The sequence below is a fragment of the Myxococcus sp. AS-1-15 genome (assembly GCF_020037055.1).
In the GTDB taxonomy this organism is placed as follows: Bacteria; Myxococcota; Myxococcia; order Myxococcales; family Myxococcaceae; genus Myxococcus; species Myxococcus fulvus.
On sequence record NZ_JAIQDF010000004.1, the window covers coordinates 434298 to 455983 of the forward strand.

Annotated in this window: 24 protein-coding genes; 20 read left to right on the forward strand and 4 right to left on the reverse strand. The window is 69.6% G+C overall.

Annotation, left to right across the window (positions count from 1 at the left end):
- The first annotated feature begins 8 nt into the window (after positions 1-8).
- From gspF to K8625_RS14970, 12 genes are all read left to right on the forward strand, one after another.
- Complete coding sequence (gene gspF, locus K8625_RS14915) at positions 9-1265, forward strand: type II secretion system inner membrane protein GspF (RefSeq protein WP_223746644.1); 1257 nt, start codon at positions 9-11, stop codon at positions 1263-1265.
- 12 nt (positions 1266-1277) lie between these two features.
- Positions 1278-1433 (forward strand): hypothetical protein, encoded by a 156-nt coding sequence (locus K8625_RS14920; protein ID WP_170300454.1) that lies wholly within the window; start codon positions 1278-1280, stop codon positions 1431-1433.
- 58 nt (positions 1434-1491) lie between these two features.
- Positions 1492-1920 (forward strand): type II secretion system major pseudopilin GspG, encoded by a 429-nt coding sequence (gene gspG, locus K8625_RS14925; protein ID WP_223746643.1) that lies wholly within the window; start codon positions 1492-1494, stop codon positions 1918-1920.
- 37 nt (positions 1921-1957) lie between these two features.
- Positions 1958-2404, forward strand: coding sequence for a type II secretion system protein GspG (locus K8625_RS14930; RefSeq protein WP_223783084.1), 447 nt, complete (start codon positions 1958-1960; stop codon positions 2402-2404).
- Positions 2401-3129, forward strand: coding sequence for a prepilin-type N-terminal cleavage/methylation domain-containing protein (locus K8625_RS14935; protein WP_223783085.1), 729 nt, complete (start codon positions 2401-2403; stop codon positions 3127-3129). The genes K8625_RS14930 and K8625_RS14935 overlap by 4 nt, the downstream gene beginning before the upstream one ends.
- Entirely contained in the window at positions 3126-4040 is a 915-nt protein-coding gene (locus tag K8625_RS14940; protein WP_223746640.1) for a prepilin-type N-terminal cleavage/methylation domain-containing protein, read from the forward strand. The genes K8625_RS14935 and K8625_RS14940 overlap by 4 nt, the downstream gene beginning before the upstream one ends.
- On the forward strand, positions 4037-4708 hold the full coding sequence (locus K8625_RS14945) for a type II secretion system protein GspJ (RefSeq protein WP_223783086.1): 672 nt from the start codon (positions 4037-4039) through the stop codon (positions 4706-4708). Before K8625_RS14940 ends, K8625_RS14945 begins: the two co-directional genes overlap by 4 nt.
- Positions 4708-6096 carry a general secretion pathway protein GspK gene (locus K8625_RS14950; protein ID WP_141323058.1) on the forward strand — a complete coding sequence of 463 codons (1389 nt, stop codon included), beginning with the start codon at positions 4708-4710 and terminating at the stop codon, positions 6094-6096. Before K8625_RS14945 ends, K8625_RS14950 begins: the two co-directional genes overlap by 1 nt.
- A 1-nt stretch (position 6097) precedes the next feature.
- A complete protein-coding gene (pilM, locus tag K8625_RS14955; protein WP_223783087.1) occupies positions 6098-7702 on the forward strand; it encodes a pilus assembly protein PilM in 1605 nt (534 codons plus the stop codon).
- A gap of 2 nt (positions 7703-7704) precedes the next feature.
- A complete protein-coding gene (gene gspM / locus K8625_RS14960; RefSeq protein ID WP_223746636.1) occupies positions 7705-8259 on the forward strand; it encodes a type II secretion system protein GspM in 555 nt (184 codons plus the stop codon).
- Positions 8260-8263: 4 nt separating this feature from the next.
- Positions 8264-9235 (forward strand): type II secretion system protein GspN, encoded by a 972-nt coding sequence (gene gspN, locus K8625_RS14965; protein WP_046712754.1) that lies wholly within the window; start codon positions 8264-8266, stop codon positions 9233-9235.
- Positions 9236-9328: 93 nt separating this feature from the next.
- The gene (locus tag K8625_RS14970) at positions 9329-10969 is read left to right on the forward strand and encodes a sigma 54-interacting transcriptional regulator (RefSeq protein ID WP_223746635.1); all 1641 of its coding nucleotides are present in this window, start codon (positions 9329-9331) and stop codon (positions 10967-10969) included.
- A gap of 53 nt (positions 10970-11022) precedes the next feature.
- Here the strand turns inward: K8625_RS14970 and K8625_RS14975 are convergent, their stop codons facing one another.
- Complete coding sequence (locus K8625_RS14975; RefSeq protein ID WP_223783088.1) at positions 11023-11469, reverse strand: hypothetical protein; 447 nt, start codon at positions 11467-11469, stop codon at positions 11023-11025.
- A gap of 135 nt (positions 11470-11604) precedes the next feature.
- Here K8625_RS14975 and K8625_RS14980 point away from each other — a divergent pair, with 135 nt between their 5' ends.
- Complete coding sequence (locus tag K8625_RS14980) at positions 11605-12114, forward strand: RNA polymerase sigma factor (RefSeq protein ID WP_141323075.1); 510 nt, start codon at positions 11605-11607, stop codon at positions 12112-12114.
- Positions 12115-12119: 5 nt separating this feature from the next.
- Here K8625_RS14980 and K8625_RS14985 read toward each other — a convergent pair whose 3' ends face one another.
- Both K8625_RS14985 and K8625_RS14990 read right to left on the reverse strand, forming a co-directional pair.
- Entirely contained in the window at positions 12120-12782 is a 663-nt protein-coding gene (locus tag K8625_RS14985; RefSeq protein ID WP_223746633.1) for a high-potential iron-sulfur protein, read from the reverse strand.
- Positions 12782-14959 carry a S46 family peptidase gene (locus tag K8625_RS14990; protein WP_223746632.1) on the reverse strand — a complete coding sequence of 726 codons (2178 nt, stop codon included), beginning with the start codon at positions 14957-14959 and terminating at the stop codon, positions 12782-12784. The genes K8625_RS14985 and K8625_RS14990 overlap by 1 nt, the downstream gene beginning before the upstream one ends.
- Positions 14960-15099: 140 nt before the next feature.
- Here K8625_RS14990 and K8625_RS14995 point away from each other — a divergent pair, with 140 nt between their 5' ends.
- Positions 15100-15837, forward strand: coding sequence for a M50 family metallopeptidase (locus tag K8625_RS14995; protein WP_046712749.1), 738 nt, complete (start codon positions 15100-15102; stop codon positions 15835-15837).
- A gap of 591 nt (positions 15838-16428) precedes the next feature.
- Positions 16429-17151 carry a hypothetical protein gene (locus K8625_RS15000; protein ID WP_223746631.1) on the forward strand — a complete coding sequence of 241 codons (723 nt, stop codon included), beginning with the start codon at positions 16429-16431 and terminating at the stop codon, positions 17149-17151.
- 67 nt (positions 17152-17218) lie between these two features.
- Here the strand turns inward: K8625_RS15000 and K8625_RS15005 are convergent, their stop codons facing one another.
- On the reverse strand, positions 17219-17875 hold the full coding sequence (locus K8625_RS15005) for an MBL fold metallo-hydrolase (protein WP_141323050.1): 657 nt from the start codon (positions 17873-17875) through the stop codon (positions 17219-17221).
- Between the two features lie 96 nt (positions 17876-17971).
- Here K8625_RS15005 and K8625_RS15010 point away from each other — a divergent pair, with 96 nt between their 5' ends.
- From K8625_RS15010 to K8625_RS15030, 5 genes are all read left to right on the forward strand, one after another.
- Positions 17972-18643 carry a hypothetical protein gene (locus K8625_RS15010; RefSeq protein WP_223746630.1) on the forward strand — a complete coding sequence of 224 codons (672 nt, stop codon included), beginning with the start codon at positions 17972-17974 and terminating at the stop codon, positions 18641-18643.
- 208 nt (positions 18644-18851) lie between these two features.
- Positions 18852-19367 (forward strand): TlpA disulfide reductase family protein, encoded by a 516-nt coding sequence (locus K8625_RS15015; protein ID WP_223783089.1) that lies wholly within the window; start codon positions 18852-18854, stop codon positions 19365-19367.
- A 35-nt stretch (positions 19368-19402) separates the two neighbouring features.
- On the forward strand, positions 19403-19708 hold the full coding sequence (locus tag K8625_RS15020) for a hypothetical protein (RefSeq protein ID WP_223783090.1): 306 nt from the start codon (positions 19403-19405) through the stop codon (positions 19706-19708).
- 159 nt (positions 19709-19867) lie between these two features.
- Entirely contained in the window at positions 19868-20140 is a 273-nt protein-coding gene (locus tag K8625_RS15025; protein WP_223746627.1) for a hypothetical protein, read from the forward strand.
- The gene (locus K8625_RS15030) at positions 20141-21685 is read left to right on the forward strand and encodes an efflux RND transporter periplasmic adaptor subunit (RefSeq protein ID WP_223783091.1); all 1545 of its coding nucleotides are present in this window, start codon (positions 20141-20143) and stop codon (positions 21683-21685) included. It begins immediately after the preceding gene.
- The last annotated feature ends 1 nt before the right edge of the window (position 21686 follow it).

Genomic DNA, 21686 nt, shown 5'->3' on the forward strand with positions numbered 1-21686 from the left:
ATCGAGCCATGCCGGTCTTCGAGTACAGAGGTCTCAACTCCGCGGGCAAGCAGATCAAGGGCCTGCTGGAAGCCGACTCGCCCAAGACGCTGCGCTCCAAGCTGCGCGCCGACGGCATCTTCCTCACGGACGTGCTCGCCCAGGCGGAGGGCAGCCGGGGCGCGGTGTCCAAGGGCGCCAACGCCGCGCAGGTGGCGCGCGACATCGACCTGCGCAAGCTGGGCCGGGGCCGCGTCAACACCGACGACGTGGCCATCTTCACCCGGCAGCTGTCCACGCTGCTGGGCGCCGGCGTCACGCTGGTGGAGTCGCTCACCGCCCTGGTGGACCAGGTGGAGAAGGAGCGCTTCAAGCGCGCCCTCTCCGACATCAAGCAGCGCGTCAACGAGGGCTCGTCCCTGGCGGACGCGCTGGGGCAGCACCCCAAGATCTTCCCCAGCATCTACGTGAACATGGTGCGCGCGGGCGAGGCGTCCGGCGCCCTGGACGCGGTGCTCACGCGCCTGGCCGACTTCACGGAGAACCAGGCCCGGCTGCAGCAGAAGATCCTGAGCACCATGCTCTACCCCGCCATCATGATGGTGGTGGGCGGCGGCATCCTGGTGGCGCTGATGGTGTTCGTCGTCCCGAAGGTGACGAAGATCTTCGAGACGATGAAGGCCACGCTGCCGTTGAGCACGCGGATGCTCATCGCCACGAGCAACTTCTTCCAGGACTGGTGGTTCATCGCCGTCCCGGTGATGGTGCTGTGCGGCTGGCTGTTCATGCGCTGGACGGTGAGCCCCAAGGGCAAGCCCAAGTGGGACCGCTTCACGCTCAAGGCGCCCGTGGTGGGCAACCTGGTGCGGCTGCTCTCCATCTCCCGCTTCGCCCGCACGCTGTCCACGCTGCTCAAGAGCGGCGTCCCGCTCCTGGCGGCCATGGACATCGTCAAGGCGGTGATGACGAACACCGTGCTGGCGGAGGTCGTCGAGAAGGCCCGCGACTCCATCCGCGAGGGCGAGAGCATCGCCAACCCGCTCAAGCGCTCCGGGGAGTTCCCGCCGCTCGTCTACCACATGGTCGCCATCGGCGAGCGCTCCGGTCAGCTCGAGGAGATGCTCACCAACGTGGCGGACAACTACGAGACGCAGGTGAACGTGCGCATCGGCGCCCTCACCTCGCTGCTCGAGCCCCTGCTCATCGTGGTGATGGGCGCGGTGATTGCATTCGTCGCGCTCTCCATCCTGATGCCGATCCTCCAGGTGAACTCGGCCATCCGGTGAGGTGCGACGCCCATGACGAATGAGACGTTAGACCGTTGGATTCAGCGTGTGACGCTGGCGGCGATGATCGCCGTCGCCGCGGCGCTGGTGACGGTGGGGGCCCGGCTGTACGGCCCCCGGGCCGCCGTGCCCCCTCCCGGAGTGGTGGACGTCCCCCGGGTCCCCTGACAGGAAGTCCAGAACACGAAGCGGTGGCTTGCCAGAAAGTCACCCCGAGGTGAGAGACATGAACAAGACGAACCAGAACACCCAGCAGCAGCGCCGCCGCCGCAACCGCCGGGGCATGACGCTCATCGAAATCATGGTGGTCATCACCATCCTCGGCCTCATCGCCGCCGCCGTCGGCGTGGCGGTGATTCCCCAGCTCGAGGCGGCCCGAAGGGACCGGGCGGCCCTGGACATCAAGAACATCCAGGGTGCGCTGAAGCTCTACTACACGAAGAAGGGCAAGTACCCGGACACGTCGGCGGGCCTCAACGCGCTGGTGGAGACGCAGTCGCTGGAGTCGATGCCGAAGGACCCGTGGAACAACGACTACGTGTACCTCAACGAGGGCGGCAAGCCCGTCATCATCTCCTACGGCGCGGACGGCACGGCCGGCGGTGAGGGCAACGACGCGGACATCTCGTCCGCGGACGGGGCCGCCACCAAGTGAAGAACCGGCGCGCCCCGTGTGTTGACAGGACTTGGGTATGAACGAGCAGAACGCAGTGACATCCCCGACGTCCTCACCCGCGGGGGGCGCCCGTCCGAACCGGTCGGGCCAGCTCATCCTGGGCGGCATCTTCCTGGTGGCCACGGTGCTGGCGTTCGCCCTCGTCTACGCGACGGAGGACCGCACGCTGGCGCCCGAGCAGCGGCGCGCCCGGACGGAGATCCGCAAGCTGGAGGGCATGTTCAAGGCGCACCACCGGCTGATGGGCCACTTCCCCTCCAAGGAGGAGGGCTTCACCCCGCTCATCGAGGCGAAGCTCATCGAGGGCGTGCCCAGTGATCCATGGGGCCACCCGTACGTCTACTGGATGGACGGCAGGAGCGGCGCCGTCATCTCGCTTGGCGCGGACGGCAAGCAGGGCGGCGCGGGGCTGGACGCGGACCTGAGCAGCGGAGGCGTGCTGGCGGACTGGGGGCAGCCATGACGCGGAGCACGGCGACACGGCGGCGCCAGGAGCGCGGCCTGACGCTCATCGAGATCTCCATCGCCATCATCATCGTCGCGATGCTGTTCTCCGCGGCGGTGATGGGCATCGGCTCGCTCACCGGCGCCAAGGCCAAGGGCGCGGCCGGCGAGCTGGCCGGCACCATCCGCTCGCTCTACGACTCGGCGGCGCTGCGCGGCAAGACGTGCCGGCTGGTGTTCGAGATTCCGGAGGCCAAGGAGGAGAAGGCCACGCGCTACCACGCCGAGTGCGCGGAGAGCGGCGTGACGACGGCGAGGGACCGCGACACCGCCCTGCGCGACGAGAACTCCGAGAGGGATCGGGCCCGGCGCTCCAACCGGAGCGGCTCCGGCAACGGGCAGGAGCGGCGCAGCTACGTGGCCTCGGCCGGGGAGACGGTCAGCGCGCAGGACCTGATGGAGGCGGAGAAGCAGCGCGTGGAGAGCCAGTCGCGCTTCTCGTCCTTCACGTCGGAGGAGATTCCGCCGCGCGAGCTGCCCTCGGACGTGCGCGTGTCGGTGTGGACGCGCCAGCAGCGAGAGGCCGTGGACAGCGGCGTCGCGTATCTCTACTTCTTCCCGCAGGGCTACACGGAGAAGGCCTACGTCTACCTGAGCCAGGGCGACAACATCTGGACCCTGGACGTGTCCCCGCTCACCGGCAAGGTGAACATCGTGGGCGAGGCGCTGGAGGTGCCACGATGAGACAGGCCCGGGGCTTCACGCTGCTGGAGGTCGTGGTGGCGCTGGCCATCCTCGGCCTCGCGCTGATGGCCATCTTCGACCTCAACGCGGGCGCGGTGGCCAACCACGTCTACACCAAGCGCCTCACGGTGGCCTCGCTGTTGGCGCGCTCGAAGATGACGGACGTGGAGCAGCAGCTCTACGACGACGGCTTCACGCCCGACGACGACGAGGAGTCCGGCGACTTCTCCGACGAGGGCTGGCCCCAGTTCAAGTGGAAGGCGCGCATCATCGCGCCCAAGCTGGACGGTGTGTCACCCGACCAGCTCATCGGCGCGCTCTTCAACCTGCCCATCGGCGGGGACTCGAGCGACCCGATGAGCGGCATCGCCAGCCTCTTCGGCGGCGGTGGCGGCGGCGACAAGGATGGCAAGGGCGGCTCCAGCGGACCGCAGCCCGCGGGCGGCGGCCTGGGCGGCGCGGCCATGGGCATGGCGCAGCCCATGTTCACGCAGATGGTGCAGCAGCTCACCCAGACGGTGCGCGAGGTGCACCTCACGGTGTACTGGCAGGAGGGCACGCAGCTGGAGAGCATCGACCTGGTGACGCACGTGGTGTCGCTCGGGCCGGGCTCGGACAGGAACGGCGGCTTCACGCCCAACGCCGGTGGCCAGACGCCGGGCGCGGACAACCAGTGGGTGGACCCCGACAGCCCCGGGATGATCGTCCAGAACCCCATCCCCGGCCCCAACGGCGTCATGCTGCATCCGCAGACGCGCAAGCCGCTGATGCGCCGCTCGGAGTGGCTCAACCGCGCCAACGGCGGCCAGCAGGGCGGCCGTGGCGCGGGCGGCATCCTCCCGCCCGGCATGGGCGGCGGGCGTCCGCAGATTCCGAACCTGGGCGGCGGCCTGATGAGGAACGACCGATGACCCGGCGCGTGCGTGGCTTCACGCTGATGGAGGTCATGGTGGCGGTGGCCATCACCGCCCTGATGGGCACGGTGGTGGCCATGGCCTTCCAGACGGGCCTGACGGCGAAGGAGACGGTGGAGGCGGACGCGGACCGCTACCGGCAGCTGCGGGTGGCGATGAACCGCATGTCGCGGGAGATCGGCTCCGCGTACGTCAGTGACCGGTTCGACCTGAAGCGCTTCCGGGACCAGCAGGACCGGCCCAGCAACTTCGTCGGGGAGAGCGACCGGCTCCTGTTCACCACGTTCGCGCACCAGCGGCTGTACACGGACGTGAAGGAGTCCGACCAGGCGGTGGTGGAGTACTTCGTGGACGCGTCCGAGGACAAGACGGCGCGCGGGCGACAGGACCTCAAGCGCCGGGTCAACCCGAACGTGGACGACCGCATGGACCGGGGCGGCACGACGGACGTGCTGCTGGAGGGCGTGAAGAAGCTGGAGTTCGAGTACTGGAACTCCGAGAAGAAGGAGTGGGATGACGAGTGGGACACCCGGCGCCCGGAGCAGAAGAGCATCCTGCCCACGCGCGTGCGGGTGACGGTGACGGCGGTGGACGAGACGGGCAAGGAAGCGCGCTACAGCACCCAGACGCGCATCATGTTGAACACGGAGCTGCCGAGGTACTGATGCCCCTGCCCTTCCCCAAGCAGACGTCCCGGCGACGTCCCAAGCCTGTCGCGCCGCGCTCCGCGGCCGCGAACGAGCGGCGCTCGCGCGGCGTGGCGCTCATCATCGCGGTGGTGTCCATCGCGCTGCTCACCATCATCGCCACCGAGTTCGCGTACAACAGCCGCGTGGACCTGCAGCTCGCCGCCAACCAGCGCGACGAGGTCCGCGCGTACTACATGGCGCGCTCGGGCGTGGCGCTGTCGCGGCTGCTTTTGCGCTTCCAGAAGCAGGTGGACGCGACGCCCATCCCCAACCCCGCGTCGCTGCTCAGCGGCTTTCTGGGCGGCAACGTGGGCGCGCAGGGCAACACGCCCCAGCCCTCCAGCCTGAACCTCCAGCTGTGGCGGATGGCGCGCGTGGACTGCCACATGCTCAAGGGCCTGGTGAAGAGCGAGGGCCTGGAGAACGGCAAGGAGGACGCGCCGCCCCTGGACCCGGTGGACGAGGACGACGGGAACTTCCGCATGGACGGCGAGGAGGACCCGGCGTCGAAGGAGATGTCGGCGCAGATGACGCGCCGCTCGTTCGGCGGCTTCGAGGGCTGCTTCCTGTCCACCATCTCCGACGAGGAGGAGAAGCTCAACGTCCACCGGCTGATGGCGGGCGCCGGCGACGCGCTGCCCACCGCGCTGCGCATGCTGGACATGCTCGAGGACAAGCGCTTCGAGTTCCTGTGGGAGCGCGACGACGCGAACAAGGTCCGCAGCAATCCGCAGGACGTGATGCTGGCCATCAAGGACTACGCGGACGACGACGAGACGGGCTCGGCCATCAACCGCAATGACCCGGTCAACCCCATGCCGTCCGGCTTCTCCGACGAGGGCTCGCCCTACAGCCGGTACGAGCCGAGCTACGAGCCGAAGAACGCGCGGTTCGACAGCGTCGACGAGCTGTACCGGGTGCACGGGGTGAATGACCAGTTCATGTCGGCCTTCCGTGACAGGCTCACGGTGTATCCGGACATCAACTCACGGCCCAACATCAACACGGATGACCCGGTGATGATGGGGCTGGCCATCATGTCGGTGGCGGACCCGGCCCGGCCGGACCCGCGCTTGAGGGACCCGGTGTTCCTCAACGAGCTCATCACCCGCATCCGCTCGGCGCGCATGTTCAGCTTCTTCGGCATGGCGGTGCAGGACTTCGTGGCGGTGGTGGAGAGCGCCGGCATCGTGGTGAATCCGGCCGTGAAGTCCAACGTGGCGGGCAACCGCCTCATCGGCGACAAGAGTCAGACGTTCACCATCAAATCCGTGGGAGAGGCGGGCAGCGTGCAGAAGACGCTGACCGCGGTGGTCCGGCTGGACGACACGCTGGGCAAGCTCCTGTACTGGAGAGAGGAATAGCATGGCCCGCATTCTTGGCCTCGATTTGGGCAGCCACGCCGTGAAGGGCGTGGTGCTGGAGGCGCGGACGAAGGGACACGCCACCCGGAGCTACGTGGAGGTGCGCCGTGCTCAGGAAGGCGAGCGCGCCGACACGCTGCGCGCCGCGGTGACGGAGCTGCTCGGCAAGCTGCCGCCGGGCCACGCCGACCAGGTGGTGGTGTCCCTGCCCGGCCCCGCGCTCATCACCCACACGCTGACCTTGCCGTTCTCCGACAGCAAGCGCATCGACGCGACGCTGCCGTTCGAAATCGGTAGCCAGCTCCCGTTCGACATCTCCGAGGTCGTCTACGACTACCAGGTCGTCGGCCACAAGGACCTGGAGGGCAAGGAGAAGGCGAGCGACCTGCTCGTCGGCGTGGTGCGCACCGAGGAGCTCAAGGCGCTGCTGGAGGTGCTCGCGGAGCTGAAGGTGGACCCGCGCGTCGTCACGCACCCCGGCCTCGCCTACCAGAACCTGCTCCAGCAGGCGGCGGGGCTCTTCGAGGGCGCGAACGAGGGCGGCGCGGTGGCCATCGTGGACCTGGGCCACGAGCGCACGTCGGTGGCCATCGGCACGCCGGGCACGGGGGTCCGCTTCGCGCGCACGTTCGCCGGCGGCGGCAAGGATTTGAGCAAGGCCCTGGCCACGGAGTTCCAGACGTCGCTGGCGGAGGCGCACCACTGGAAGGAACAGCACGGGGCGCTGGCCAGCGCGGCGAAGGGGCCGGACGCGGAGCGCGCGGCGGCGGCCTTCACCCGGGGGCTCCAGCCGGTCCTGCGCGAGCTGCGGCCCACGCTGAAGTCCTTCACCGCGCGCACCCGCCAGCAGGTGGGCGCGCTGGTGCTGTGTGGCGGCACCGCGCGCATGCCGGGGCTCGCGGAGCAGCTCTCGCGAGACTTGAACCTGCCGGTGCGCGTGCTGGCGCTGCCCGCGGACACGACGGAGGCGATCGCCGCCGACGACCAGCCGACGGCGGCGCAGGCGTACGCGCTCGCGCTGCGAGGCAACGCGACGGGCGCGCGCGCGCCGCGCTTCAACTACCGCCGGGGCGAGCTCGCCTTCAAGGGCGACTTCGACTACGTGAAGGACAAGCTGGGCCTCCTGGCGTCCTTCGCGGCGACGCTGCTCTTGCTGCTCATCGCGTTCGGCGTGGTGCGCAACTCGGTGCTGTCGCGGCGCGAGGCGCAGGTGGACGCGGCGCTGTGCGAGACGACGCAGCGGATCCTGGGGCGGTGCGAGAAGGACTACAACCGCGCGCTCAACATGCTCAAGGGCGTGGAGAGCCCCGCGGCGGCGCTGCCGCGCATGTCCGCGGTCAACCTCCTGGCGGAGGTCACCGAGCACGTCCCCAAGGAAATCCCGGTGAAGTTCGACCGCATCCAGATTGATACCGAGCGCGTCATCCTCCAGGGGGAGACGGACTCCTCCAAGCAGGTGGACACGCTGTCCAACGCGCTCAGGAACCACGCCTGCTTCAAGGAAGTGAAGCAGGGCAAGGTGGAGCGCACGCGGGACGGACAGAAGGTGACGTTCCGTCTGGACGTCCAGGTGCAGTGCCCCGGGGCGGAAGGCGGGGAGAGCTAGTCATGGCCAGACTTCAGGAAGCACTCGCGCCGTTGCAGACGTGGTTCGAGCGGCTCAGCGAGCGTGAGCGGCGCATGGTGGCCATCGCCGGCACGGCGGTGGCGGTGTTCGTGGTGTTCGTGGTGCTGATGACGTTCGCCAACAGCGCGTCCGGCTACCGCAAGCGCACCGAGGACAAGCTGGGCAAGCTCCAGGAGGTGCAGGCGCTGGCGGCCAGCTATCGCGAGGCCCAGGCGTCGCGGCAGGCCGTGGAGACGCAGCTGACGTCCAGCAACGTGCAGCTGATCACCTACATCGAGGACAAGGCCACGGCGGCCGGGCTGCAGGTGCCCAACATGACGCCCAAGGGCGACGTGGGCATCGGCGACGGGAAGATCATGGAGAGCTCGGTGGAGCTGACGTTCTCCGACGTGGACCTCCGCAAGCTGACGGACTTCATGCGCACGGTGGAGAGCGGGCCGGGCGTGGTGAAGGTGAAGTACCTGCGCATCGAACCGAGGCCCAACGACACGCTGACGGCGTGGACGACGGTGGCCACCTACCGGATGAAGCAATAGCCCTATGTCCTCTGACTCCAAGCCCGCTCGTTGGAAGGTCATCCTGGGCTACGGCGCGTTCGCGCTCGTGGCCTTCATCCTCTGCCTGCTGCTCACCTTCCCGTACGAGACGGTGCGCGCGCGCATCATCAACGAGGCGGCGCAGGCGGGGCTGGCGGTGCGCATCGGCTCGCTGCGGCCGGGGCTGTCCGGCGTCACGGCCACCAACGTGCGGGTGAGCAAGCCGCCCCAGCCGTTGAGCGCGGACCTGCTCGGCAAGCTCATCAGCGGCGAGGGCCTGCCGGGCGCGGCGGAGCTGGGCGAGGCGGTCATCATCGACAGCCTGGCGGTGCGCCCCACCCTCTTCCCTCCGGGCGTGGCGGTGCGCGCCAACGCGATGGGCGGGACGGTGACGGCGTCGGTGGGGTTGCTGGGTGACTCGAAGGTGCGCGCGGACATCGACGGGCTCAAGGTCAGCGGCGGCAACCTGCCGGGCTTCCTCGGCGTGGACCTGGACGGCGTCATCAACGGCACGCTGGCCCTGACGCTGCCCAAGGGGAAGAGCCCGGAGCCGGACCTGTCCCTGGCGAACGGGGAGCTGCTGCTCGACACGCAGGGGCTCATCATCAAGGGTGGCAAGGCCTCCATTCCGATGGGCGGTGGCAACTCCATGCCCATGGACCTGCCGCAGGTGGCGCTCGGCGCGCTGGTGGGCCGTATCGACTTCGACAAGGGCCTGGGCACGGTGAAGGAGCTCAAGCTCAAGGGCGAGGACATCGAGGCGCTGGCCACGGGCACGCTGAAGCTGGGCAAGCGGCTGGAGTACAGCGAGCCGGCGATGGATGTGAACCTGCGGTTGGACCCGGAGGCGCAGAAGCGCCTGGGCCTGCTGGCGGCGGGCATCACCATCTTCCCTCCGGACAAGAAGGACCCGAGCTTCCGGGCGGCCAGGCTCGGCGGGTTCCTGAACCGGCCGACGTTCCTGCCCCGGCGGTAGCGGGCAACGGCTCGGGTGCGCCCTTCCCGGGGCGTGGTGGTTGAAGTCAGCGCGCCGGGACGTGTAAAGCGCGGGCGCACAGGAGGGCCGTGGATGCCGGAGCTGGTGTTTTTCCGTCGTGGCGAGGAGGTGTTGAGGGTGGGGGTGGACCGGGCGAGGTTGGTGCTCGGTCGCGGCGAGCAGAGCGACGTCGCCATCCCGGACCCGGAGGTGAGCCGTCAGCAGGTGGCGCTGCTGTGGGACGGCGTGGAGTGCCGGGTGCAGGACCTGTCGGGCAAGGGCACCACGGTGTCCGGCACGTCGATCACCGAGGCGGCGTTGCCGGACGGCGCGGACCTGGCGCTGGGGCAGTGGCGCGCGGTGTTCCGGCTGAGCGGCGGCGGCGAGGGCGCGGAGGTGGCCACCGAGGTGGGGCACACCACGTCCATCCAGGCCCGTGACGCGCAGTCGCTGCGCTGGCAGCCGGCGCAGGTGCGCGTGAAGCAGGGCCCCAACGAGACGGTGCATCGGTTCTCGGGGGACAGCTTCACGGCGGGCAAGGACGCGGGGTGCGACCTGGTGCTCCAGGACCGGTTCGCGTCCAGCAAGCACCTGAAGGTGACGCGGCGGGACGGGACGTTCCACGTCGTGGACCTGCGCTCGACGAACGGCACGTGGCTGGGGCCGGTGCGCGTGTTCGAGGCGGAGGTGTCGTTGCCCACCACGCTGAGGGTGGGCGAGACGGAGCTGGTGCTCGAGGCGGCGGCGACGGGCAACCGCAAGGAGCCGACGTCGTTCCACGGCATCATCGGGAGCGACAACGCGGTGAAGGGGCTGTCGGACCTCATCGAGCGGGTGGCGCCCTCCACGGCGGCGGTGACGATTCTCGGCGAGTCCGGAACGGGCAAGGAGCTGGTGGCGCGGGCCATCCACCAGTGCTCGCAGCGGGCCAACCGGCCGCTCATCCCCGTCAACTGCGCGGCCATCTCCAAGGAGCTCATCGAGAGCGAGCTGTTCGGCCACGAGAAGGGCTCGTTCACGGGCGCGGCGAATGCGCGCAAGGGCGCCTTCGAGGAGGCGGACGGCGGCACGCTGTTCCTGGATGAGATTGGCGAGCTGCCGCTGGACTTGCAGGCGAAGCTGCTGCGTGCGCTGGAGAGCGGCGAGATCAAGCGGGTGGGCGCCAGCCGGCCGATGCACGTGGACGTGCGGGTGGTGGCGGCGACGAACCTGGACCTGCTGGCAGCGGCGCGCGAGGGCAAGTTCCGCGAGGACCTGTACTACCGCCTCTGCGTGATTCCGTTGCACCTGCCGCCGCTGCGCAGCCGCAAGGGGGACCTGCCGGCGCTGGCGGACCACTTCGTGAAGCTGTACTCGCCGCGAGGGCAGACGGTGAAGCTGTCCGCGTCCGCGATGGACCGGCTCCAGAACCACACGTGGCCGGGCAACATCCGCGAGCTGCGCAACGTGGTGCACCGGGCGCTGCTGTTGCGCAAGGGGCCGGTCGTCGACGCGAACGATTTGACGTTCGACCAGGAGATGAACAAGGAGACGGGCATCGCGGTGCCCGAGCTGCCTCCGGGGATGACGCTGGAGCAGATGTTGGAGAAGCTCGAGCGGCAGATCGTCGAGGCGGCGCTGCGCCGGTACAACAACAACCGCGAGCGCGTGGCCCGCGAGCTGGGCGTGGCCCGCTCCACCCTGTTCAAGCGCCTGAAGGACTGGGGCCTGACGAAACAGGACGAGCAGGAGTAGGCGTCCCCTCCTCCGTGCCTCGCGGACATCGCGCGGGGCACGGGGAGCCCGCCTCACCTCCGGAACGAGAGTCCGCTCTCCTTGAGCGCCCGAAGGTACGGCATCGAGCGCATCGGAGGACACCGCAGCACCGCCTCCTGGAACTCGCGTGGAGGCGTGTACCCGTGCGCATCGAGGTAGTGCAGCACCGTCGTGGGCGCGACGAAGACACGCGCCCCATCCGGGACGAAGACGTTCGCGCTGCCGAGTGACACCGTCAGGGAGTCATACGAGAGGGCCCCAGGCCCACCCGAGAAGCGGCACAACGAGCACGCGTGCCGCCCGGCGAAGACCACGGGCTGCCACGGCTCCACGCACAGGCGGACGAGCGCCGCGAAGAAGTCCGCGTCCACTTCACCTCGCGGGAAGGGATGCTCGCGCTCCAGCCACCCCACCGCCACCAGCCGGTCGTCCCCGCCTGGAAAATACGCGCACGGCGAGAGGTCCTCGAAATGGGCCATGGTGCCACCCTGCCCTGAAGGGCGAGGTTCGTCGCGCCCGGTGAGAAAAAACCGTCACACAGGCGCGTAGACCCTTTTCGCGGGTGGTTCGTTCCAAGGGAGGTCCCCGCTGGGGTGCCCAGGAGCCCACCCGTGATGCACGCCGCCGCCATCGACCTTCCGCCCCTCACGCAGCTCTACAACGAGCACCGCGCCCGCGCGCTCGCCATCGCCCGCCGTATCGTCGGTGACGCGGATGACGCCGAGGACGTCGTGCAGGACGTCTTCGCCCGGCTCGCCTGGAAGTCGCCCGGCTACGGCGGGCGCGCCGCGTGGACCACGTGGCTCCACCGCGTCATGGTCAACAGCAGCATCAACTGGCTGCGCGCACGCAAGCGCCGCGAGCGCCTGAGCCACGAGCCCGCCGAGCCCCTCTCTCCCGAGCGGCAGGCCATGGGCACGCAGATGGAACGGCACTTCACCGCCGCGCTCGAGGACATCAACGAGCAGCAGCGCCAGGTCCTCTACCTGCGCGAGGTCCGCGGCCTGACGTACCCCGAAATCGCGCGCCTCTTGCGCATCCCCGAGGGCACCGTGAAGAGCACCCTCCACCGCGCCCGGCAGCGCACCTTCGAGTTGCTCGAGGAGCGCGGCCAGCGCCCCTGAGCCACCTACTCGTCGCCCTTGGCGCCGACGAATTGGTCGCCCTTGTCCTTGAAGAGGACGTTGAAGCTGGTGAGCGAGCCGTACACGCGGGTGATGTAGCTCTGCATCTCCACCTTCTCCGCATCGGACAGCTTCGGGTGCGCGTTGAGCTTCTGCTCGAGCACGCGCAGCCGGTCGCGCACCATGACGACCTTGTGGAACAGGTTGTCGATGGGCAAATCCTTCGCCTGCAGCTCCGGGTTGCCGGGGACCAGGCGCACCGTGCCGCCCTCCCACTTGCCCGCGAGCGGCGGCGCCTCGGCGAGGCCCGACGCCTCCCGGAAGATGTCCATCAGCTCTTCACGCGTCATGCTCAGCCCTTCCAGGTCGATGACTTCGTTGGGGTCCGCCACCCGCCGGCGAATCACCACCGGGGCCACGCTCCGGGCGGCGCGCTCGCGCGAGGGGGACTGCGCCGCCGGGGCCACGGCCGTGCCCCGGGGCGCGTACTTGTCACAGATGGGGGCGGACGGCGGAAACATCCCCCGAGACGACTGGAGCCGGCAGGGCCCCACCCACCCCCGGCGCTCATCCACCGAGTGAGGGCTCCACAACTTGCAGTTGCCACACACCTGCTCTTCCGGCCGGAAGACAGGCAGTGCCAACGAGGTGTCCGCCGGCTCGGTCATCAGCGCGTCTCCCCCGCCACCGGCGGGCCCTTGCGCACGCCCAGCTCCCGCAGCAGGGCGTCCGCGTTCTCCACCTGGTCCAACATCCACAGCACGTAGCGCACGTCCACGTTGACGTTGCGCGCCACCTCCGGGTTGTAGCCGAAATCGTTGGCCACGTTCTCCCAGACGCGGTCGAAGTTCACGCCCACCAGCTGTCCCCGGCCGTTCACCGTGGGGCTGCCCGAGTTGCCACCCGTCGTATCCGCGTCCGACAGGAAGTTCACCGGCACCTCCTTGAGCTTCTTGTCCGCCCACGCACCATAACGCTTCGCCTCGGCCACCTTCGAGACGCGCTCGGGCACGTCGAAGGGCTCCTCCCCCGTGTGCTTGGCCAGCATGCCCGACAGCGTCGTCTGCGGCGTGTACACCGCGCCATCCCGCGGCGAGTAGCCCTGCACCTTGGCGAACGTCACCCGCAGCGTCCCGTTGGCGTCCGGCGCCACGGGCTTGCCCGCATGCGCCAGCACCGCCTTGCGCCAGTCGGGCCGCAGCCGCGACGAGGCGCCGTCGCGCCGGTCCTGCGCCTCGTCCAGCACCTCCTGCTCACGCGCCAGGTCCAGGCCGAACGCCAGGAGCGGGTCCTTGCGAGCCTGAAGCTGCGCGAGCGTCTCCGTGCCCATCTTCATCCGCTCGGCCAGCGTGAGCACCTGCGTGGCCGCGTACATCGCGTCCACCTTCGCCGCCACGTCCTTCTCCACGAACGTCTTGCCGAAGTGCTTGTCCACCGCGGCGATGCGCTCGTCCGCGCCCAGCGCCTGTGCGCGCCGCACGAAGGCCGTCAGGAGCCGCTTCTCCGCGGGCAGGAACACGTTCTTCTGCTCGCGCTCCAGGCGGTCCTTGATGCGCACCTGCTCGCGCTCCATGTACGCCGGGCGGCGCTCCAAATCGGGCTTCGCGCGCTCGGTGGCCAGCCGCGCCAGCGTCACCGCCAGCGACGGCCCCCGGGCGAGCCGGCCCGTGGCGCCGAGCAGGAACTCGCGCTCGAACACCTTCGAGGTGGCCTTCTGCTCGGCGAGCAGGGCCTCGCGGGCCTTCAGCGCCCCACCCCACTTCGCGCTGTTCTTCGTCGCCCAGGCCGCCACGGCCGCCTCGGCCTCGCGCTGCTTCTCCACGATGCGCCCGCGCTTGAGCCCCGCCAGTTGCCCGCCCGCGTTCTTGTGCACGTTGTGCAGGCCCTTGAGCGTGGAGGCCACGGCGATCTTCCCGGCCGGGTCCTTCTCTCCCTCCTCCTCGAGGATGCGGATGGCCTCGCCGAACACGTCGCGCATGCGCGGGTAGAGCCGCGACTGGCGCTCCGCCATCTCCTCCGCGAGCAGCGCGCGGTAGGTGCGGCCCGGGTAGCCCAGCACCATCACGAAGTCACCGGGCTTCACGCCCTCGGGGGACAGCGGGAAGAAGAACTCCGCCTTGTAGGGCACGTTCTTCTCGCTGTACGCCGCCGACGTCCCGTCCGGCGCGGTGTACGCCCGGAGGATGGCGAAGTCGCCGGTGTGGCGCGGCCACATCCAGTTGTCCTCCTCGCCGCCATACTCGCCCACCGCGCGCGGCGGGGCATAGACGAGCCGCGAGTCCTGCAGCTCCACCGCATCCACCAGCGTGTAGTTCACGCCGCCGTCGAAGGTGGACACCTGGCAGCGGGTGGCGGGGCGCTTCTCGCACTCGGCCACCAGCTCCTTCTGCTTGCGCTCGATGGCCTTGAAGCGGGCCGTGTCATCGGCGCCCTCGGGAACCGCCGCCAGCACCTGCGCCGTCACGTCCGTGAAGCTGCGGGGGACCTGCACGCGCGCGCCCTTGCCAGGCAGCTCGTCCTTGCGCTCCGTGGCCAGGAAGCCCTGGGTGATGAGGTCGCGCTGGGGGGTGCTGTGCTCTTGGATGATGCCGAAGGCACAGTGGTGGTTGGTGATGACCAGGCCCGTGTCGGAGATGAAGGCGCCGGTGCACCCGCCCACATTCACCGCGCCCGCGAGCAGGCCGGTGCCGCGCTTGGGGTCCCAAAGCTTCTTGGGGGGCACCTGGAGGCCCTGGGCGCGCAGCCAGGCCGGGTCCAGTTCCAGGACCTGCTGGGGGGTCCACTTCCCTTCCCCGGCGAGCGCCGGGGCAGCCACGAGCGAGAGCAGGAGGAGCGTCTTCTTCATGCCCCATCCCTACCCCGTCCGGCGCCCGCAGGCGACATCCGCCTGAGGTCACGACGCCCCGCGGCAAGCCAGGAGTTTCCCGGGAAGAGGGACCCGACTTAAGTGTTGGGGTGTCCCATGGTGGGGAGGCCCCGGTACCGATGAAGACCGCCAGCGGTGCACAGCTCGATTTCGGCCGCCTGGCCCTCCTGCTCGTCATGCTGGGGGTCGGCTGGTACTTCTGGTACTCGCCCGTCTTCTGGCCCCTGAAGTTGCTGGTGGTGATGATGCACGAGAGCGGGCACGCGCTCGCCACCCTGTTGGTGGGGGGCTCGGTGGACCGCATCCACCTCGCGGCCGACGAGTCGGGCTCCTGCCTGTCGCGCCTGCCGCCGGGCATGCTGCGGCAGATCGCCGTGTACTCGGGCGGCTACCTGGGCAGCGCGGTGGCCGGCGCGGGCCTGTTGCTCGCCACCTTCCGCTTCCGGCTGCGCCGGTGGGTGCTGGGGGCCGCGTGTGTGTGGCTGGTCGTGATGGGCCTGCTCTACGCGGGGGACGCCTTCACCCTGGCCTTCTGCGTGGGCACCGCCGCGGTCATGGGCATCGGCGCGAAGTGGCTGCCGGACGGCGCGGTGGACTTCGTCAACCTGTTCATCGCCGCCTTCACCGCGCTGTACGCCGTGTTCGACTTGCGCGACGACCTGTGGAACAGCGCCGTGCGCTCGCGCAGCGACGCGGCCCTGCTCGCGGACCTCACCTACGTGCCCGCCGTCGTCTGGGCCGCCCTGTGGACGCTGCTCGCCGTGGGACTGCTCTCCATCGCCGCCTACCGCTCGCTCCACGCAAGGCCCCAGGGCCTGCAGATGCCCCCCGTGGGCTCCCGGGCCCGGAGGGCGTGACGGAGCGGCCCTCCCCGACGACCTGACGTCGACGCAGCGCTACCCCACCCTCATCCACCTCAAGGGAATGGGAGAACTGGGCCGGGCGACGACGGAGTCGGAGCTGTTCACCATCACCACGAAGTGGCGGCCATCGCCCCGTTCGCCACCAGCATCGGCGCACCGCGTGACACGCTCACCTCGTCCTGACGGGCAGCGCGCACACCGGCGGGTCCCAGTCGTACGGCACGCAGGCGTTCTGGGACTGGATGCCCGCCCAGCAACGGATGTAACCGGTTACAGGCCCGCAGCTCCCATGAGGCAAGACAGGCTGGATTCTTCCATCTCCGCCTGAATCGACCCTGGGAGCGACGGGCCTCCCCTTCCAACACGACAGGCATTCTCCAGACGCGCACGGGCACGTGTCGCGCCGACGCGGATGTACGCGCTCGGCGCCGCGACAGCCGCGCCCCAGGTCCAGCGGAACGTGAGTCACGAATTAACCGCTAAACAAAAATTCACTGATTTGTCTGCCACAAAACAGACACGCTATGAGTGCGGGCGACGCGGCCGGGATGGGCCGCGGTCATCCCCACACCCCAGGAGCAGGCAATGAATCTCAAGTCAGTGATGGGTTCACTGGTGTTGGCGTCGCTGCTGTCGACGGGCGCGGCGTTCGCGCAGAACATCGAGCCGGTGCCCGAGCACAACACGGGCGACCTCCCCAACAAGGAAGGTGAGCTGGCGCGCATCCCGTTGAGCAAGGTCCTGCGGGACGCGCCGCGTGAGGACATCGAGCAGGCGCCGGTCGAGGGCTTCCTGCCGGAGCTGCCCATCCTGGTCGACGGCGTGCGCTACACGGCGCAGCAGCTCCAGGAGCGGGACATCCACCTGTCCCACTACGTGCTCGACGGCAACTCCGCGGCGATGGCCGTGGTGCAGGGCTTCCGCACCACCGCGGACCTGACGAAGTACTTCCAGCAGACCCACCAGTTCCCCTCCGAGCAGCCCACCACGGGCATGGCGCCGTGCAACCCCTGGTCGGTCTTCTTCGAGCACTCGTGGTACGGCGGGGCGGCGTTCTCCGTCTACCCGGGCTGGGGCTACAACACGCTGGGCTGGTGGAATGACCGCATCTCCTCCATGTGGAGCACCCAGTGCGGCCGCTGGACGCTGATGACGGAGCACTCCTACTTCGGCGGCCACGTGCTGTGGGTCGGCCGTGCGTGGGCCATCGGCAACATGGGCAGCTACGGCTGGTACACGGGCTTCTGGCCGTTCCGCCGCTGGCACTCGTGGAACGACCGCGTCTCGTCGGTCGCCGTCTACTGGTAGTCCCGTCGTGACGTGAGCGGGCCGGAGGCGTGTCCTCGCGCCTCCGGTCCCGCGTCGGCCCAGGCGCTCACTTCCTCGGGCGCATGCGGAACGCGACGAACGAGGCGACGTCCGGGAAGGAGAAGTACGGGTTCTTCTGGCGCACCTCGCCCAGCGCCGCCACCGGGACGTCCGCGTAGTCGTGCCCCGGCCACAGGCGCGTGGAGTCCGGGACCTTCAACAGCACCTGCGACAAGGAGCGGTACATCGCCTCCGGGTCGCCGCCGTTCATGTCGCACCGCCCGCACCCGTTGATGAACAGCGTGTCCCCGGACACGAGCGCGTCTCCGGCGAGCAGGCAGTGCGAGCCCGGGGTGTGTCCGGGCGTGTGCAGCGCATGGAACGTCTCGGCGCCCACCGGCACCGCGTCTCCGGGCCCGAGCAGGCGCAGCGCGCCCGACAGCTCGCGCAGCTCCGCGGAGAACTCCACCTCCGCCCGCTGCGCGTAGACAGGCACGTCGTGTCGGGAGAGCAGGTCCGGCAGGCCGTTGATGTGGTCGAAGTGGCAGTGCGAGACGAACGCGCCCGCCAGGCGCTTGCCGTCCTCTTCCACTGCCCGTTCAATCGCATCCACGTCCCACGCCGGGTCCACCACCACGACGTCGGGCGAGTCCGCCGCGCCGACGAGGTAGACGAAGTTGTCCATGGGGCCCAACTTGAGCTGACGTACGTAGGGATTCCGCATCTCTCACACCTCCCGGGGAGACTCTAACGCCCAAGACTTGAAGGCACGGGCGCTTCCCACTTGAATGGACGTCTTTTCCCTGGAGGTCCACACCCCGTGAAGCGCTCTCTGCCGTTGCTCGCCTGTACCCTCCTCGCCGGCTCGAGCGTCGTCGCCAAGGAACGGTCCACTTTCAAGTACACCGCGCCTCCGGACGGCGAGCGTCCGGTCATCGTCGACGCCGTCATCGCGCCCCAGGGCAGCGACTTCGCCATGCGCCTGCGCTTCGACAAGGAGCCGTGGGGCGAGGAATGCAAGAACCGCTGTGCCAACGCCACGCTGCTCATCGACGCGGACTCCAGCAAACAGACGGGCCTGAAGCTCGCGGCGGGGGCGCCGGGCAACGGCGCCGACCTGGCCGTCATCATCCAGGGCGTGCGGGAGTACGCGACGGAGAGCGGCAAGGGCGCCAAGAACTGGCTGCGCGTCAAGGTGCGCCTGCTCAACAACGAGGCGAGCAGCGTGGACGACGGCGAGCTGCTCGCCGAGCTGAGCCACAAGCACGACACCGACCGCATCCAGTCCGATGGGAAGACCGTCTACCTGCTCATCGACAGCACCCACCCGTCCATCCCCGCCGGCCGCAAGGCGCGCGTCGTCTACCAGCCGCCCGGTGGCAAGCCCATCCAGGCCAACGTGACGGGCCTGATTGGCGGAGGCGGCTCCAAGGGCAACGTGAAGATCTTCAAGGACGGCAACTGGGGCAAGGCGCCCAAGGCCGACCCCTGACGTTCCCGTCCCCACACGTGTCGCGTCCTCGGGCCCGCGATGGGCTCGCAGGGCGCGTGCGTCGGGGCCCGTCCGGGGGTGGGGCCATCGAGCGGCGGGTGCCGGGGGGCCATCACGTCATCGCCTCCGGAGGTGCGCGGTGAAGGTGCTCGCGCGAGGCTCCCAGTACTCGCGGCTTCACACGGGTCCGTCGCACCTTCGAGTTCGGGTGCGCGGCTCCCGCTTCGGTGCCGGTGTCGCCGCACTGCTCCTCTTGTCGCCGCTGACAGCCTGTCGGACCGAGCCGCCTCCTCCGAGCTATCTCCGCGTCGATGGGCCGGCCCCGCGGCTCGCGGAGGTCCCCGACTCGCGAGCCCTGCTGGTCGTCTTCTGGGCCACGTGGTGTCCGCCCTGCCGCACGGAGACGCCGCAGCTCGTGTCGCTGGCCGAAGCGCCTCCTGACGCGCTGCGTGTCGTAGTCTTCAGCCACGACACGGACACGAGGGCGGTGGAGACCTTCCTCGAAGGGCCGCCATCCGCCGCGCTCCACCTGCGTCTGGACGAGGGACACCTGGTCGCCCGCGCGTTCGGCGTGGACACCCTGCCCCAGAGCATCCTGGTGGTGGACGGGCGCCTGGTCGCTCGATTCCCGGGGCCTCGCGAGTGGGATTCCCGAGCCATGCGCCGCCTGCTGGAGAAGTTGATCCGCGAGCACCCACCTCGCGCGTCGACCCCGTCGCGTTGACTCTCCGCGAAGACCTCCAGTAAGCCTTCGGGTCGATGCGGTTCCTCCTGCGCACCCTCGCGCTCCTCCTCGTGCTGATGACGGGTGGCGTCTTCCAGACGCTCGCCTTCGCATCGGACACGCACGCGGACTGCGAAGAGGAAGCCGAGGAAGGGGACTGCTCGGACTGCGCCGCGGATTGCGCGCTGTGCCTCTGCTGTCCGCTGAGGGCCGCGCCCGCGCCCCTGCCCTTCGTGAGCCTGGTGGAGGAGCCGCTCGTCCGGCCCACCATCCACGTCCACCCGGACGTGCTGCTCCCAAACGGCGTGGGACGCGACATCTTCCAGCCTCCCAGAGGGTGATTCCGCCCCTCACGGGAGACGTGTGTCCAGCGAGTCCCCTTCCCGGGTCTCGCGCGGACGCGCACGTCACCGTGCTGCCCCGCTGAAGCTGAAGCCACCCTCCGCGCACTCCCGCGCGGACATACGCCGCCGGGGTACCGCCCTGGCCGGAGTCATGCCATGCGTTCCCTCCAGACCTTCGTGCTCGTCGTGTCCCTCGTGTCCTTCCCCGTCCTCGCCGCGTCGGCCGAGGAGCCCAAGCCCGCGCAGCAGTCGCAGGCCGCCGAGAAGCCCAAGTGTGAGCACGGCGTGCAGAAGTCGCTGTGCACGCGCTGCAATCCGAAGCTCGCGGCGGTCTTCAAGGCCAAGAACGACTGGTGCGCCGAGCACGAGCGCCCCGAGTCCCAGTGCTCGCTCTGCCACCCGGACCTCGCCAAGAAGGGCGTGAAGTAGATGGGCCCTCGCATCGGTCTCCTGGCGCTGGCGGGACTGCTCGTCCTGGGCGCTTCGTGCACGAAGTCGTCCCAGCCCGAGGTCGCGAAGAGCACCACCTCCGATGCGGGGCCCCCGTCCCCCGAGGCTCGCGCCGTCACGCTGTGCGAGCACGGCGTGCCCTCGGAGCTGTGCACGAAGTGCGACCCCGACCTCGTCGACGTCTACAAGGCCCAGGACGACTGGTGCGACGCACATGGGCTGCCCGAGTCCCACTGCCGTCAGTGCAACCCGTCGCTCTCCTTCACCGCGCCAGCCGCTCCCGCCGACTGGTGCAAGGAGCACGCGGTCCCCGAATCGAAGTGCACCCAATGCAACCCGAAGCTGGTGGCCGGCTTCATCGCCGCGGGTGACTACTGCCGCGAGCACGGCTTCCCGGAGTCGGTCTGCCCCTTCTGTCACCCGGAGTTCGTGAAGGCCGCGGGCGCCGAGATGCCGCTGTTCCCCACGCCCGGCACACGCATCCGACTGGCCTCCGCCGACACCGCGCGGGAGGCGGGACTCCAGACGCATCGACTCCAGCGCAGGCACTTCGCACGCTCGCTGGAGGTGGTGGGCCAGCTCACCTTCAACCAGTACCGATTGGCGCGGCTGTCCGCGCGAGGCGATGCGCTGGTGAGCGAGGTGCGCGTCGACGAGGGCGACGACGTCAAGGCGGGCCAGCCCCTGCTCGCGCTCACCTCTCCTTCCGTCGGACAGGACAAGGGTCGACTGTCCGCGGCCCTCGCGCGGCTGGAGACGGCTCGCGCGGCGCTCGCTCGGGAGCAGGAGCTGGTCGAGCGTGGCATCAGCCCTCGCAAGGATTTGGAGCAGGCCCGGGCCGAGCTCGCCGCGGCCGAGGGGGAGCGTGAGGCGGCTCGCGCGGCACTCAGCGCCGCGGGCGCGGAACAGGGAAGCAGCGAGGGGCGCTACAATCTCTCCGCGCCCTTCGCCGGGACGGTGGTGGCTCGTGACGCGGTGTCCGGCCGACATGTCGCCGCGGGACAGACGTTGCTCGAGGTCGCCGACCTCTCCACGCTCTGGGCCCTGCTCGAGATTCCCGAGGCGGACTCGGCCCAGGTGCGCGCGGGGCAGAAGGTCACCCTGAGCCTCGAGGGTCTTCCCGGAGAGGTCCGTGAGGCCACGCTCACCCGCGTGGGTGCCTCCGTGGACCGCGCCACCCGCACGGTGCGCGCCCGCGCCGAGCTGCCCAACCCCGACCGCGCCCTCAAGGCCGGCATGTTCCTGCGCGCGCGGATTCAAGTGGCCGAGGAGCACGAGGCGTTGATGGTGCCCCACTCCGCCATCCAGCGCGCCAAGGGACAGGTGCTCGTCTTCGTGAAGAAGGACGAGACACTCTACGAGCCTGTCCCCGTGGAGCTGGGCGCGGGCACGCGTGACGAGGTCGAGGTGGTCAAGGGCCTGCGGCCCGGCATGGAGGTCGTCACCACGGGCGCCTTCCTGCTGAAGACCGAGGTGCTCAAAGACTCCATCGGCGCGGGCTGCTGCGAGGAAGGAGGCCCGTAGC